Raw genomic sequence first — 14,314 nt, forward strand, 5'->3', positions numbered from 1 at the left:
CGGCGCGTGGGCGGGATCGGGACTGCTCATGGAGCGAGCATACGGGTGGGAGTCGTACTATACAAGTCTCGTTCAGTACGTATAGTTGGTGGCGTGACTACTCGCCGACCCATCTCCACGCGCTTCAACGCCGCCAGCACCGCGGACGAGGTGCTGGTGGATGTCGACCTCAGTGGCGTCCGTGCCGTCGTGACGGGAGCTTCCTCCGGAATCGGGAGCGAGACGGCTCGTGCGTTGACCGCCGCGGGGGCGGAGGTGACGCTCGCCGTGCGGAACACGGCCGCGGGTGACGCCGTCGCCGCCGCGATCGGGAAGTCGACCGGAGGGATCCGGCCCCGAGTGGTCCGGCTCGACCTCGCCGACAGGACCTCCGTCACGCGATTCGTCGACGCGTGGAGCGGTCCGCTGCATCTGCTGATCAACAACGCGGGCGTGGTCACCGGCGGCCTGGAACGGACCATTGAGGGCTGGGAGTTGCAGTTCGCGACAAACCATCTCGGCCACTTCGCCCTCGCCACCGGCCTGCACGACGCCCTGGCCCTGGGCGCGCCCGACCACGGCGGAGCACGGATCGTCGCGGTCAGTTCGACGGCGCACATGCGTTCCGGCATTGACTTCGACGACCTTCACTTCGAGCGACGCGATTACGACCCGCAGATCGCATACGCCCAGTCGAAGACGGCGAACTCCCTCTTCGCCGTCGAGGCGACCCGCCTCTGGGCGTCCGAGGGCATCGTCGCCAACGCGGTGAACCCCGGCGGTGTCGCGACGGGACTGCAGCGGAACTTCACCACGCGACAGAGGGAATCACTGGACGCGGTCGAGGCCGCCGGAGTCTTCACATATAAAACGGTCGAGCAGGGGGCCGCGACCAGCGTCGTCGCGGCCGTCGCCCCGGAGTTCGCCCACTCCGGAGGCCACTACCTCGACGATGCGCAGGAGGCGTACACCGTGCCGAACGACGCCGACCTCGCGCGGCACCCGCACGGCGTCAAGGAATGGGCGCTCGATCCCGCGACCGCCAAGCGCCTCTGGGCGGTCTCGACCGACCTGCTCCGCACCGCCGACCGTGCCGCGTGGGGTGTCCAGGGGCACCCGTCTGTCTGACCGTCGGCCGGTTCAGCGGCCGGTGGAGCCGTCGATCTGTTCGCGGAGGATGTCGGCGTGGCCCGCGTGGCGCCCGGTTTCCTCGATCATGTGGGCCAGAACCCAGCGCATCGTCGGCGCGGAGGCCGGGCGCGGGGGGTGGGGGATGGGCAGGCTCAGGTCCGGGCAGGCTTCGATCACCCGGTTCGCCTGCTCGACGGCGGTCCGGTAGTCGGCGAGCAGTTGCTCCGCCGTCTCCTCGGAGGTGGGCCGCATGCTCGCGGCCCAGTCGCCTGTGTCCTCGCCGAGGAAGTAAAACCGTTCGACGACGGTGAGGTGTTTGACCAGTCCCAGGACGCTGGTGCCCGAGGGCACACCGGGGGTGCGGACCTGCGGTTCCGGTGCTCCCGTCGCCTTGCTCGCTACCGCGCTCCGCAGATGGTCGAGAAAGCCGAGCAGAGTGGTCTTCTCGTCGGCGCCGGCGCGTGGGGGCTTGGTGTCGGCCATGCGGTCCCTCCTCGGGGGTGGGGCGGGGGTGGGGGCGATTCAGGGTCGGTCCGGTCCGGCGCGCCCAGCCACTGATCGCCGGGGACCGATCACGGAGCCACCATGCGCAGGCGTAGACCGTCGCGGCAAATATCCATGCCGGAATGGCAACTCCTTTCCGTCCTCATGTCGAACGGAGGGGTGATGTCATGCCGAGCCGGCGCGCCCTTCGCCGTTCACGGTGCGGGAACGCTCGATCAGGCCGATCATCGTCCGCCGGAAGTCGAGGCGCTGCCGCTCGGTCCAGCCATCGGTCAGCCGGTCGAAGACCTGCTCCTGCCAGTCATGCGCGTCAGCAAGCATCGTGTGCCCGCGCGAGGTCACCGTCGCCCGGCGTTGCCGACCGTCGGACGCCGACGCTCGCAACTCCAGGTACCCGGCGTCCGCCGCGCTTCTCACCAGCCGCGACGCCCCGCTCTGGTCCACGCCGATCTCGTGCGCGATCGCGTTGACGGTTGCCGCACTCCCGCGCCGGGTGAGGGTGTGGACGGCCTCGGTGACGAGTACGAGCCGGCCCCTCTCGGCGGTCTGACCCTCCGTGGCCGACGCCCTGCGTGACCAGTGGCGTACGAACTCGAACAGCGTCTGTCCCGGCCCGGGTTCGGAGTCTCCCGGGGTCACGTCGTGGCTCCGGCGCGGCCCGCTCATTCCGTGGCCGCCATCTCCCGGCAGATGTAGGCCAGTTCGAGTGCGGACCTGAGGTCGGGCAGGCGCAGGGCGGCGGACACCTTCTCCCCGGTTACGCGGAACACCGTGGCCACCCTGGTCGGGGCCTGGCTCTCGGGCCAGGTGGCGTCCGCCTCCACGACCATGAGGCGTTCGCTGATCGGGTGCCACGACCTCGGCACCAGTCTGATCCCGGAACGCGCCACCCACTCGGCGAACTGCTCGGGCGTGATCGGACCCGCCCCCTTCGGACCCAGAACGACGACCGGATCGCCGACCGCCTTCGAAGACCGGTCCAGGTCGCCGTCGTTCACGCTCGCGTGCCACTCGTTGATGGCTTCTTCCACGGTTGACTCCATGGCGAAAGTCTATGCGAATCGCATACATCGGTCGACACGGGAGTCCGGTCCGCCCCCCGGTCCGCCCCGGCCGGCCCACCCCCTCCCACCCCCTCCCGCCCCCTATCAACGGCTGCGGAAGGGGCCGGGCCGATATTCTCAACTCCCCGATCACCACTGGGAATCCACCAAGGAGAACACCGCATGAGCGCGACACCTCTGCCCGCGATCGTCCCCGAGCGGACCGCCCTGCTGGCGATGGACTTCCAGAACGGGACCGTCCCGCGCGCCCCCGAGCCCGACGCCCTGATAGACCGGATCAAGGGGGCCATCGCGGACGTCCGTGCCGTCGGCGGCACCATCGGCCACGTGCGCGCCGGGTTCACCGAGGACGAGTGGGCGGCGGTCCCTGAGACCAACAAGCACTTCACCGCTGTCGTCGCCGCGAAGCGGCTGCACCACGAGGACACCCTTACGCAGATCGACGAGCGCGTCGCCCCCGAGGACGGCGACATCGTCGTACGCAAGATCCGCGTCGGTGCGGGCTCGACCACCGATCTCCACGAGCAGTTGGGGGCGCGTGGAATCGACACGCTGATCCTCGCCGGGCTCAGCACCAGCGGCGTCGTCCTGTCCACCTTCATGGACGCCATCGACCGCGACTACCGCGTCTTCATCCTGTCCGACGGGGGCGCCGACCTCGACCCCGAGGTCCATCGCGTCCTGGTCGAGAAGGTGTTCCCGAACCGGGGTGGCTATGTCATCGACACCGCCGAGCTGCGCGAGCTGCTCAAGTCCGGCTGACGTTCCCCGAAGCCGGCGTGGGCCTCGTACGGCGGCGGGCGGCCGGCACGCGAACGACGACGCCGGCCCCGGGAGCCTGGTGGCTGGGCCCGGGGCCGGCGGCGCCGTCGTTCGGCGGTGCGGTGTCGTGCGCGGTCAGACGCCGACGCCGAAGTCCGTCGCGATGCCGGAGAGGCCGGAGGCGTAACCCTGGCCCACCGCACGGAACTTCCACTCCGCGCCGTTGCGGTACAGCTCGCCGAAGACCATCGCGGTCTCCGTCGAGGCGTCCTCGGTGAGGTCGTAGCGCGCGAGTTCGGCGCCGCCGTCCTGGTTCACCACGCGGATGAACGCGTTACGGACCTGGCCGAAGCTCTGGCCGCGGGACTCCGCCTCGTGGATCGAGACCGGGAAGACGATCTTGTCGACGTCGGCGGGGACACCCGCGAGGTTGACCTTCAGCGACTCGTCGTCGCCCTCGCCCTCACCGGTGAGGTTGTCACCGGTGTGCTCGACCGAACCGTCAGGGCTCTTGAGGTTGTTGTAGAAGATGAAGTGCTGGTCGGAGGGGACCTTGCCGGCCGCGTTGACCAGCAGCGCGCTCGCGTCGAGGTCGAAGTCCGCGCCGGTCGTGCTGCGCGCGTCCCAGCCCAGGCCGATGAGCACCGCCGTCAGGCCCGGGGCCTCCTTGCTGAGCGAAACGTTGCCGCCTTTGGAGAGGGAAACTCCCACGATCTTCTCCTGGTGCTCGATGGTATGGACTGATCAAAATCTACAACACTGTAGAAATTGCGACACAGGTGACTCAGCCATCCACGGGCCCGGCACGGGGAAAGGGCTTGCCCCCGGTGTACTGCGGGCGCCCTAAGGGCAACTTCGTCATGAAAACCGACGGCGTTGTCGGGTTTGTGGCGTCCGCTGTCACGTCCGTCTCAATAAGTTGCGCCTGCCGCCCCGCTTCCCGATGGGGCGGCGGGGGTGGATTTCGAGATGACGGTTACCAATGACGCGAACGGCGTGGACGGTGGCGACAGAGCCGACGGCGGGGGCAGGGCGGACGCCGGCGACAGACCCGACGCGGGCGGGGCCCGCTGCCGTATCGACGTCGGCGCCGACGGTACGTACAGCTGGCGGGTGGTCGCGCAGAACGGCCGCGTGGTCGCGGTGTCCGCGCGGCCGTTCCAGGAGTACGGCAACTGCCGCCGCTCCTTCGAGGCGCTGTGCCGCGGTCGCGCGCAGCTCGCGGGCGCCGTGCAGCACACCCCGGGAGGCAACGGCTGGATGTGGTTATTACGTGACGCCGAAGGCGGCGTCGTCGCCGTCTCGGCGCGCCCCTATGAGCGGCACTCGACCTGCCGCGCGGCCGGGCAGCGGTTCCGCGCCCTGCTGACCGAAATGGTGGAGGTAACGGGAAGTTGCCCTTAGGGCACACCTCGTTCACATCTCGGTGCGCGCGCGTCAATCGCGCACCGGGAGCGTCGGCCGCGTGACGAGAAGAGCGAGTGGGGCGGAAGCGGACGTGCCCCGGAGGCTGTACGCGGACCCCGGCCTGCCCGACCGTGTTTTCCGGGGAGTCGCCCGCGGCGGGGGCGGACTGGTGCTCGCCGTCATGCTGCTGGTCGGCGGGTTCCTGCTGTACCGGGCCTGGCAGGCGCTGTCCAGGGCGGGTTGGTCGTTCCTGACGACCGAGGCCTGGGAACCGGACGCCGGCCGCTTCGGGATCGCGGCCGTACTGGTCGGGACCGTGCTGATCGCGGTGGTCGCGATCGTCGTCGCCGTACCGCTCGCGATCGGCGGGGCGCTCTACATATCGGAGTACGCCCCGCCCCGGCTGCGCCAGACGCTGATCGGTGTCGTCGATCTGATGGCGGCCGTGCCGTCCGTCGTCTACGGCCTGTGGGGCCTGTTCTTCTTCGAGGGCCAGATCCTGCCCACCGCCCGCTGGATCGCCACCTACCTGGGCTGGATCCCGGTCTTCCGGGTGGCCGGGGCCGACCCGACCGATCCGCTCGCCCCGGAGACCGTCTACACCTCGTCAACTCTCATAGCGGGCGTGGTCGTTGCCCTGATGGTCGCGCCGATCGCGTGCTCGGTGATGCGCGAGGTGTTCTCGCAGGCGCCGGTGGGGGAGCGCGAGGGCGCGTTCGCGCTGGGGGCCACCCGCTGGGGCATGATCTCCAGCGTCGTCCTGCCGTTCGGCAAGGGCGGCATGATCGGCGGCACGATGCTCGGGCTCGGCCGCGCGCTGGGCGAGACCATCGGGGTCTACCTGATCATCTCGCCGGTCTTCGAGATCCAGTGGCATGTGCTGCAGAGCGGCGCCAGTTCGGTCGCCGCGCTGATCGCCCTGCGCTACGGCGAGGCCAGCCAGTTCGGCATGTCGGCCCTGATGGCCGCGGGGTTCGCCCTCTTCCTGATGACCCTCGTCGTCAACTTCGCCGCGTCGTCGATCGTCGCCCGCAGCCGCTCCGGCGCGGCGAGCGAATGAGGCCGGCGCGAATGAGACCGGCGCGAATGAGCGAAGTGCACGGGACCGAGCAGGCCGACGAGTCGATGAGGGGACAGCACAGATGACCATCGCGCCGGAGAGACCGGCCACGCCCGGCGGCAACGCACCGGGCAGTCCCGGTTCGGGCAGTCCCGGTCCGAATCTACGCGCGCCGACCGTGGGGGAGCGGCGGCGCTCGCGGAGCCGGCTGCGCGCCACCGACGTGTACGCCCTGCTGGGTGCCGCTGCCGCCGCCCTGTCGCTCACCGGGCTGCTCTTCACCCGGCTGCTGCCGTTCAGCGGGACCGTCGGCTTCCTCACCGTCGCGTACGTCCTGTTCCTGCTGCTCTACGGCCTGTTGGTCTCCTTCGACGAGGACGGACCGGCGGTACGTGACCGGATCGCCGCCGTCGTCGTACAGAGCCTCGGCCTGGTGATGGTGACCGCGCTCGCCTGCGTCGTCGTCTACACGCTGTGGGAGGGCCGCAAGGCGCTGCCACACCTGAACTTCTTCACCCAGGACATGGCCGAGGCGGGGCCGCTCGACCCGCTGACGGCCGGCGGCATCCTGCACGCGATCCTCGGCACCCTGGAACAGATCGCCATCGCGCTCGCCATCACCGTGCCGACCGGGCTGCTCTGCGCGGTCTTCCTCAACGAAGTGCCGGGCCGCTTCGCCCGGTTCGTACGGACCGTCGTCGAGGCGATGACCGCGCTGCCGTCGATCGTCGCGGGCCTGTTCATCTACGCGACGATCATCCTCGCGCTCGGCTTCGACCGGTCCGGGTTCGCCGCGTCCCTCGCGCTCGCCGTGATGATGCTGCCGATCATCATCCGGGCGGCCGACGTGGTGATCCGGCTGGTGCCGGGGAATCTGCGCGAAGCGGCGTACGCGCTCGGTACGTCGCGCTGGCGCACCGTCTGGCACGTGGTGCTGCCGACCGCCCGCTCCGGTCTGACGACCTCCGTGATCCTCGGCACCGCGCGCGGGGTCGGCGAGACCTCGCCGGTGCTGCTCACCGCCGGATTCACCGCCGAGGCGAACGTCGACCCGTTCTCGGGGCCGCAGGTGTCGTTGCCGCTCGCCACCTTCGAGTTCGTCAAGTCGCCCGAACCCACCATGATTGCGCGCGGTTTCGGTACGGCGGCGGTGCTGATGGCCCTGGTCCTGCTGCTGTTCGTCGTCGCCCGTGTCATCGGCGGGCGCGGGCCGGGGCAGTTGACGCGCCGTCAGGAGCACCGGCGGGTACGGGCCTCCCGGCAGGACGCCGAGCGATTCGCCGCCCGAGCCGCCCGAGCCGCGCGAGTCGCCCCAGCGGGCGGTCCGAGCGGCCCCGGAGGTCCGGGCGGCCCCGGTCCCAACTCCCTCACCAAGCAGCCGAGTCCACCCCGTACACCCAGAAGGAGTGCCCCGTGAGACCGGCCACCGTCTCCCGACTCGCCCTGGCGGTAGCCGCGTTGCTCTGCGCGCTGCTCGCCTTCCACGCGCCGGCCGCCGAGGCCGCCTCGTACACCAAGATCAGCGGCGCGGGCTCCACCTGGAGCTCCAACGCGCTCGACCAGTGGCGCCGCAACGTCGCCTCCAACAGCGGCATGACCGTCAACTACGCCGCGCTCGGCTCCTCGGTCGGCCGTGAGCAGTTCAAGAACGGCACGGCCGACTTCGCCGTCTCCGAGATCCCGTACGGGCTGACGGAGGCCGGCGCCACGGACGCGCCGCCCAAGCGCGGCTACGCCTACATGCCGATCGTCGCGGGCGGCACCGCCTTCATGTACAACCTCAAGATCGGTGGCAAGAAGGTCACCAATCTACGGCTGTCCGGGGAGGTCGTCACCAAGATCTTCACCGGGAAGATCACCATGTGGAACGCCCCGGAGATCCGGAGCGACAATCCCGGGCTCAATCTCCCCGCGCGCCGCGTCATCCCGGTGGTGCGCTCCGACGGCTCAGGTACGACGGCCCAGTTGACCACCTGGATGTCCAAGCAGCACGCCGGTCTGTGGAACGACTACTGCGGCCGGGCGGGACGGTCCACCCCCTGCGGGATGACCTCGTACTTCCCCGTCGTGCCCGGCTCGTCGCACATCGCCAAGTCCGGCTCGCTCGGCGTCTCCGGCTTCACCAAGCAGGGGCACGCCGAAGGGGCGATCACCTACGTCGAGTACTCGTACGCGATCACGACCGGCTTCCCGGTGGCGAAGATGCTCAACTCCGCCGGTTACTACGTCGAACCGACCGCGTCGAGTGTCGCCGTGGCGCTGATGAAGGCCCGCATCAACGAGGACAAGACCTCGCCGAACTATCTGACCCAGATCCTCGACGGCGTCTACCGGTCGCCCGACCGCCGCACCTACACGCTCTCCAGCTACAGCTACATGATCGTGCCGACCAAGACCGAACAGCCCTTCACCACCGCCAAGGGCAAGACGCTCGGCACGTTCGCCAACTACTTCCTCTGCGACGGCCAGCAACAGGCCGAGGAACTGGGCTACTCGCCGCTGCCGAAGAACCTCGTCCAGGCAGGATTCACCCAGGTCCGCAAGATCCCCGGAGCGCCCACCGGCAGCATCGACATCGCGAAGTGCCGCAACCCCACCTTCTCCGCCGACGGTTCCAACACCCTCGCCAAGAACGCCCCGTACCCGAAAGCGTGCGACAAGCGCGGGCCGACGCAATGCGCGGACGGTACGGCCGGCGCCAAGGAGAAGACACCCGTCAAACCCGCTGCCTCGGGCGGCGGTTCGGGCGGCGGGACCGGCGGCGCGGGTACGGGCGGCACCGCCGGTACGACCGGCTCCGGCGGCGCCACGGGCGGCGCGGCCACGGCGGGCACGGCGGGCGCGTCCACCGCCGGCAGCACCACAGGTGCGGGAGGGGCCTCCGGCGACACGGCAGGCAGCGCGGCCGGCGGCGTCATCGACCCGGACACCGGCGAACTGATCGGCGGCGACGGCGCCGGAGACTCCTCCGTCGTCGGCAACCCGGTCACGCTCGCCGCCGGCGAGTCGGGCGGCCTGCGCGGCGTACTCATGGCCCTGTCGGCCGTCCTGCTGCTCGGCGTGGTCGTCGGGCCCCCACTCACCGCACGCGCCCTGGCCGCGCGCACCCGACGCAAGGAAGGCTTCCGATGAGCAGGGCCACATCTGTACGGATACGGCTGACGACAGGCGTCGCCGCGCTGCTCGCCGCCCTCGTGGTGGCGCTGCTCCCGCTGCCCGCCACGACCACCCCGGCGCAGGCGGCGGACTCGGCGCGGGCGGCGGACTCCGAGCGGGCGGCCTCACGGGCTGCCGACTCCGCGGTGACCGTGACCGGCAAGAAGGGGAAGTACGACGACTTCTCCTCCCTCAAGGTCACCGTCCACCAGACCGAGCAACTGCGCGCGCAGGGCGTGCGCGTCAGCTGGACCGGAGCCAGGCCCACCGAGACCGGCTTCAGGCACAACTACCTTCAGCTGATGCAGTGCTGGGGCGACGACCCGGCCGGGCCCAGCCGCGAGCAGTGCCAGTTCGGCGGCAGCGGCGTAACGAGCAGCGGCGGCGGGTGGACCTCGCTGCGGCAGATCGACGGGGCCCCCGACCCGGCGGAGACGGAGTACGTCGACAACGGCCAGGGCGAGAGTTACGTACCGTTCCGCCCCGCCAACGGCGACCCGCCGACCACCGGTTCACGCGACTGGACCTACTTCGGGAACCTCGACACCAACGAGGAGCCGTACGCGATCACCCACGGGGACGGCACGGGCGAGTTCACCTTCCCCATGTACACCGACCAGGAGGCCGACCAGCTCGGCTGCGGTGCCCCCGTGAAACAGGGGAGCACCGTCAAGGGGCGGTCCTGCTGGCTGGTGATCGTGCCGCGCGGCGACCACGACGTCGACGGGACGGCCGGCGGCACGGCCACCCCGCTCCTGTCCTCCCCGCTCACCGCCTCCAACTGGGCGCAGCGGATGGTCGTCCCGCTCGACTTCCTGCCCGTCGGCAACAGCTGTCCGGCCGACCGGGCGGAGCGCCGGGTGATCGGTTCTGAGCTGTTGACCGACGCCATCTCGTCCTGGCAGCCCGCGGTCTGCTCGTCCCCCGGCGGTGCCAAGTTCGCGTTCAGCCAGAGCGGTGAGGGCGGGGCCAGGGACACGATCTCCCGTCCGGCCGCCGGTGCGCCCGGACTCGCCTTCACCGTCGATCCGGTCGAGGCACCGTCGGACGGACCCGACGTGGTCCACGCGCCCGTCGCGGTGAGCGGCCTCGCGGTCGGCTTCTTCATCGAGCTGCCCGACTCCGGACAGCTCACGTCGATGAGACTCACCCCCAGACTGCTGGCCAAACTGCTCACCTCCTCGTACCAGAAAGACGTGACACGAAGCCGCCGGGAAATACCCGAGCATGTCAAGGACAGTCCACCGAGTCTTTTCCACGACCCGGAATTCAAGGCGATGAACCCGGAGTTCAAGGACTGGGGGCCGACGTCCCTGCCGCCCATGAGTCTTATGGTGCAGCTCGCCAACACGGACACCACGCGAATGGCCTGGCAGTGGCTCAGGTCGGACCGTGAGGCGAAGGAATTCCTGTCGGGCACCGCCGACCCCTGGGGCATGAAAGTCAATCCGTTCTTCGCGAACATCGGCCTGGCCACCGACGAGTCCGTGTCGGACTTCCCCAAGGCGGACCCGACCCGGACCACGGTGACCATCGACGGCACAGACCTGGAGTACGGGACCACCGATGTCGCCCCGTACGTCCAGGACATGCACGACGGCGCGCTGCGCACCCGGCGCGGCAACAACCTGGAAACCACCACGCCCGCCGCGGGCAGCAACGGCTCGCCCGCCAAACTGGTCAACACCCCGCCGCTCCCCGGTGAACGGATGGTCCTCGCGCTCGTGGACGCCGCGTCGGCCGCGCGGTACGGCCTCCAGACGGCGGCCCTGCGCAATGCCGACGGCAGGTTCGTCACCCCCACCACGAGTTCTCTGCTCGCGGGTGTGGCGGCCATGAAGAACTCTCCGGTGCCGGGCGTGCTCGGGACCGACCCGGGCGCGGCGAAGGGCGATGCCTACCCGCTGGCCTCGGTCGTGTACGCGGCCGGGTTCACCAACACCCCTGCGGCGGACCGCAAGGACTACGCCGGTCTCGTCCGGTACGCCGTCGGTGACGGCCAGGCACCCGGTGTCTCGCCGGGCCAGCTCCCGCCCGGCTACGCCCCGCTGCCCGCGGCCTTGCGCACCCAGGCGCTGGCGGCGGCCGACCGCCTGCAGAACGCGAAGGAGGCCGGGGAGGACGGCGACACCGCCGGCGGCGGAGACGGCGCGGCCCGGACCGGGTCGTCGGGAGGCGGGTCCATCGGTGGCCTCGACGGCGGGGCCGGCGCCTCCGGCGGAGCCGCGGGCGGCGGCGACCCGGCCACCGGCCCGGACGCGGACCCGGACGCCGGAGCATCGCCCGACGCGAGCGCGACACCGCCCGACCCGGACAAGCAGAACGTGGCCGAGTCCGGCGGACTGACCCCCTCCACCGTCCTCGGGATCATCCGCTGGGTGCTGCTCGGCGTGCTCGTCGCGGGCGGCCTGGCGGCCCTTTCCGGTCCGATACTGCTGCGCCTTTCGGCCCGGAAATCAGGGCCGGGTTCTCCAGGAGTCATCTAGGAAATCATCTCGTAACCTGAACAACCTTATGAGTTGGTGGTCGGCGGTCACCGAATACGGAAAGGTAATCGGTGGCCGGTCGACGGGCCGGTGAATCAAGAATTCAGAATTCTGCGCCACTGCGTTCCGTGCTTTTTCGGTCTCGCGATTCAGTGTTGTCGCTTGAGCGTCCATTCCTCGTATCCGTAATGACGGAGGAGAACAGAAGTGAACGTCAAGTCCCGCGCACGCATCGGTGCCCTCGTCGGCGCCACCGCCCTCGCCCTCGGCGCCCTGGCGGTTCCGGCCTCCGCCGACCCCGGCACCGGTAACTACCGGGTGCTCGCCGGTGTCGGCTCGGACACCACCCAGGACGTGCTGAATGGTCTGGGCACCGCCATCGACAGTGGCAGCCTCATCGCCTCGTACAACGCCACCGGTTCGACGACCGTCAAGACGCGTGCGGCCAACTGCGTGATCCCGCGCCCCAACGGCTCCTCGGCCGGCATCACCGCGCTGAACAACGCGATCGACAACAACACCGGCTGCATCGACTTCGCGCGCTCCTCGCGCGGTGTGGCCAACACCTCGACGACCGACCTGACCTTCGTCCCGTTCGGCAAGGACGCGGTGACCTTCGCGGTCCGCAGCAACAGCGCGCTGCCCAAGGCGCTGACGACCGCCCAGCTCAAGTCCGTCTACACCTGCGCCACCACCTCGCTGAACGGTGTGGCGCTCACCCCGCTGCTGCCCCAGGCCGGCTCCGGCACCCGTTCCTTCTTCCTGACCTCGCTGGGCCTGACCGAGGCCACCTTCGGCCCGTGTGTCGACGACACCGTCCAGGAGCACAACGGCGAGGCACTGAACAGCGCCGGCGATATCGCCCCGTACTCGATCGCCCAGTACATCGCGCAGGGCAACCAGCCCGGCGACGTCATCGACCGTCGCGGCCTCGCCGTGCTCGGCTCGGTGAACGGCATCCGGCCGACGCTGACCAACGGCACGCTGAACACCGCCTTCCCGTTCAACCGTGACGTCTACAACGTCGTCCCGACCGCCAAGCTGACCAACGCCACCATCGCCGCCACGTTCGTCGGCACGTCCTCCAAGGTCTGCGCGCAGAGCGCCGTCATCCAGGAGTACGGCTTCGGAACGATCGCCAACTGCGGCAGCACCACCACCAAGGGTGAGAGCTGATCACCATCAGCTGACCGCGCACCGGCCGGGCACCCCTCAGGGGTGCCCGGCCCCACGGCGTACCCCGGCACCGGGACACGCCACCGCGCGGCACCGTCAACTCCGCCGACCAGGCCCAACTCCACCGACCCGACAGTCCCATTGGGGGGCGACCCACCATGAGAAGCACCGCACTGCCAGACACCGACGCCGACGCGCGATCGAGACCGTCCGCCGTCACCGCCCTGCTGCTCTGCTGCTCGCTGCTGCTGGCAGCGGCGGCCGCCGTCCTCGGCCTCGCCCCCCAGGCGCGGGCGGCCGAGGACCTCGGCGAGCTGACCTTCGCGACGACGTCGGGCAAGATCGCCGACAACCCGACCTTCCCGAAGGTCAGCACCGACGCGGCCTGCCCCGCGGACTTCGCGGAGCAGCTTCAGCTGGCTCTGGTCATCCCGGGCGGGGAGAGCGGCACGCTCCAGCTGGGCAAGACGAACGCCGGCGCGCCCTACGACCAGGGCCCCGTGACGGCCGACATCCCCGCCGGGTCGGCGCTGCAGACCCGGCTGGGTACGGCGGTTCCCTCGGGACTGTTCGACGGTACGTACGAGATCCGGCTCTTCTGCCGTGACGCGGGGAACGTCGGCCCCGAGTACTTCACTACCCAGATCCAGGTCACCGGCGACTCGTGGGCCGTCAAGGCCGCCGCCACCACGCCGACCACCACGAGCCTCACCGCGACTCCCGCGGGCACGGCGCCCGCCGGGGCCGAGGTCACGCTCAAGGCCGCCGTCACTCCCGGTGACACGGCGGGCAAGGTGACGTTCCTCGACGGCACCGACGTGCTGGGCGCGGTCGATGTCGCCTCCGGGGCCGCCGAGTTGAAGACGTCCGCGCTCACCGCCGGTGCGCACTCGCTGACCGCGAAGTTCGTCCCGGCCGACCCGGCCGCGTTCGACCCGTCCGAGTCCCCGGCCGCCGACTACACGATCACCGAGGCCGGTTCGTCGCCCCCGCCGGACCCCGACCCGACCGACGAACCGGTGGACCTCGACGTCACCGACGAGGACGGCACACCGCTGGACGTCAACCCGACGCTCACCGCCGGACAGAAAGTCCTCGTGACCGCCCGTGGTTACACCAAGGACGCCAAGGTCAAGGTGGTGCTCACGGGCAGCGAGGAGACCTTCAACGACGCCACCGCCGACTCCGAAGGCACCGTTCCCGACTACGAGTTCACCGTGCCGGACCCGCTGGCGGACGGTTCGTACACCCTCACGCTCACCGAGGACAAGGCGGAGGGCCACCTCGTCGAGTTCGTCTTCAGCCTCGGCGAGGCACCCGGCCCCGACCCAAGTCCGAGCCCGTCGGACAGCGCCGACGGCGGGGCGACCGGGGGCTCGACGGAGGGTTCGGGCGGCGGTGACACCGGCGGCTCGGGTGGTTCCGGCGGGGGCGACGACGGTGGCGGTACGGGGCCGCTCGCGTCGACCGGCAGCAGCGCGCTGACGCTGGGGCTGGCCGCGCTCTCCCTGTGCGGGCTGGGCACGCTGTTCGTGCTGCGGGCCCGGCGCGGGGGCCTGTTGAGGTTCTGAGGTACGGGGGTGGGCCGG

General features: G+C 70.4%; 13 protein-coding genes. 9 read left to right on the plus strand and 4 right to left on the minus strand.

Annotation, left to right across the window (positions count from 1 at the left end; all coding sequences use genetic code 11):
• Positions 1-93 precede the first annotated feature (93 nt).
• Complete coding sequence (locus tag ACFT9I_RS11160) at positions 94-1,107, plus strand: SDR family NAD(P)-dependent oxidoreductase (RefSeq protein ID WP_382562958.1); 1,014 nt, start codon at positions 94-96, stop codon at positions 1,105-1,107.
• A 12-nt stretch (positions 1,108-1,119) separates the two neighbouring features.
• Here the strand turns inward: ACFT9I_RS11160 and ACFT9I_RS11165 are convergent, their stop codons facing one another.
• The 3 genes from ACFT9I_RS11165 to ACFT9I_RS11175 form a co-directional block, all read right to left on the minus strand.
• The gene (locus ACFT9I_RS11165) at positions 1,120-1,593 is read right to left on the minus strand and encodes a DinB family protein (protein WP_382562960.1); all 474 of its coding nucleotides are present in this window, start codon (positions 1,591-1,593) and stop codon (positions 1,120-1,122) included.
• 186 nt (positions 1,594-1,779) lie between these two features.
• A complete protein-coding gene (locus ACFT9I_RS11170) occupies positions 1,780-2,253 on the minus strand; it encodes a MarR family winged helix-turn-helix transcriptional regulator (RefSeq protein ID WP_382562962.1) in 474 nt (157 codons plus the stop codon).
• A gap of 23 nt (positions 2,254-2,276) precedes the next feature.
• Positions 2,277-2,657: a hypothetical protein gene (locus ACFT9I_RS11175; RefSeq protein WP_382562964.1), complete on the minus strand. Its 381-nt coding sequence runs from the start codon at positions 2,655-2,657 to the stop codon at positions 2,277-2,279.
• 183 nt (positions 2,658-2,840) lie between these two features.
• Here ACFT9I_RS11175 and ACFT9I_RS11180 point away from each other — a divergent pair, with 183 nt between their 5' ends.
• Entirely contained in the window at positions 2,841-3,440 is a 600-nt protein-coding gene (locus ACFT9I_RS11180) for a cysteine hydrolase family protein (RefSeq protein WP_382562966.1), read from the plus strand.
• Between the two features lie 135 nt (positions 3,441-3,575).
• Here ACFT9I_RS11180 and ACFT9I_RS11185 read toward each other — a convergent pair whose 3' ends face one another.
• Positions 3,576-4,151: a TerD family protein gene (locus ACFT9I_RS11185; RefSeq protein ID WP_023538067.1), complete on the minus strand. Its 576-nt coding sequence runs from the start codon at positions 4,149-4,151 to the stop codon at positions 3,576-3,578.
• A 258-nt stretch (positions 4,152-4,409) separates the two neighbouring features.
• Here ACFT9I_RS11185 and ACFT9I_RS11190 point away from each other — a divergent pair, with 258 nt between their 5' ends.
• The 7 genes from ACFT9I_RS11190 to ACFT9I_RS11220 all read left to right on the plus strand — a co-directional run bounded on the left by ACFT9I_RS11190 (position 4,410) and on the right by ACFT9I_RS11220 (position 14,296).
• Entirely contained in the window at positions 4,410-4,844 is a 435-nt protein-coding gene (locus ACFT9I_RS11190; RefSeq protein ID WP_382562968.1) for a hypothetical protein, read from the plus strand.
• Between the two features lie 94 nt (positions 4,845-4,938).
• Positions 4,939-5,907 carry a phosphate ABC transporter permease subunit PstC gene (pstC, locus tag ACFT9I_RS11195; protein WP_382562969.1) on the plus strand — a complete coding sequence of 323 codons (969 nt, stop codon included), beginning with the start codon at positions 4,939-4,941 and terminating at the stop codon, positions 5,905-5,907.
• Positions 5,908-5,989: 82 nt separating this feature from the next.
• Complete coding sequence (gene pstA, locus ACFT9I_RS11200; RefSeq protein ID WP_382562971.1) at positions 5,990-7,324, plus strand: phosphate ABC transporter permease PstA; 1,335 nt, start codon at positions 5,990-5,992, stop codon at positions 7,322-7,324.
• Positions 7,321-9,039, plus strand: coding sequence for a phosphate ABC transporter substrate-binding protein PstS (gene pstS / locus ACFT9I_RS11205; RefSeq protein ID WP_382562972.1), 1,719 nt, complete (start codon positions 7,321-7,323; stop codon positions 9,037-9,039). Before pstA ends, pstS begins: the two co-directional genes overlap by 4 nt.
• Complete coding sequence (locus ACFT9I_RS11210; protein ID WP_382562973.1) at positions 9,036-11,549, plus strand: hypothetical protein; 2,514 nt, start codon at positions 9,036-9,038, stop codon at positions 11,547-11,549. The genes pstS and ACFT9I_RS11210 overlap by 4 nt, the downstream gene beginning before the upstream one ends.
• A 207-nt stretch (positions 11,550-11,756) precedes the next feature.
• A complete protein-coding gene (locus ACFT9I_RS11215; RefSeq protein WP_382562975.1) occupies positions 11,757-12,725 on the plus strand; it encodes a hypothetical protein in 969 nt (322 codons plus the stop codon).
• 158 nt (positions 12,726-12,883) lie between these two features.
• Complete coding sequence (locus ACFT9I_RS11220) at positions 12,884-14,296, plus strand: Ig-like domain-containing protein (RefSeq protein ID WP_382562977.1); 1,413 nt, start codon at positions 12,884-12,886, stop codon at positions 14,294-14,296.
• Positions 14,297-14,314: the final 18 nt, after the last annotated feature.

It is taken from the genome of Streptomyces sp. NPDC057137 (assembly GCF_042670825.1).
Lineage (GTDB): Bacteria > Actinomycetota > Actinomycetes > Streptomycetales > Streptomycetaceae > Streptomyces.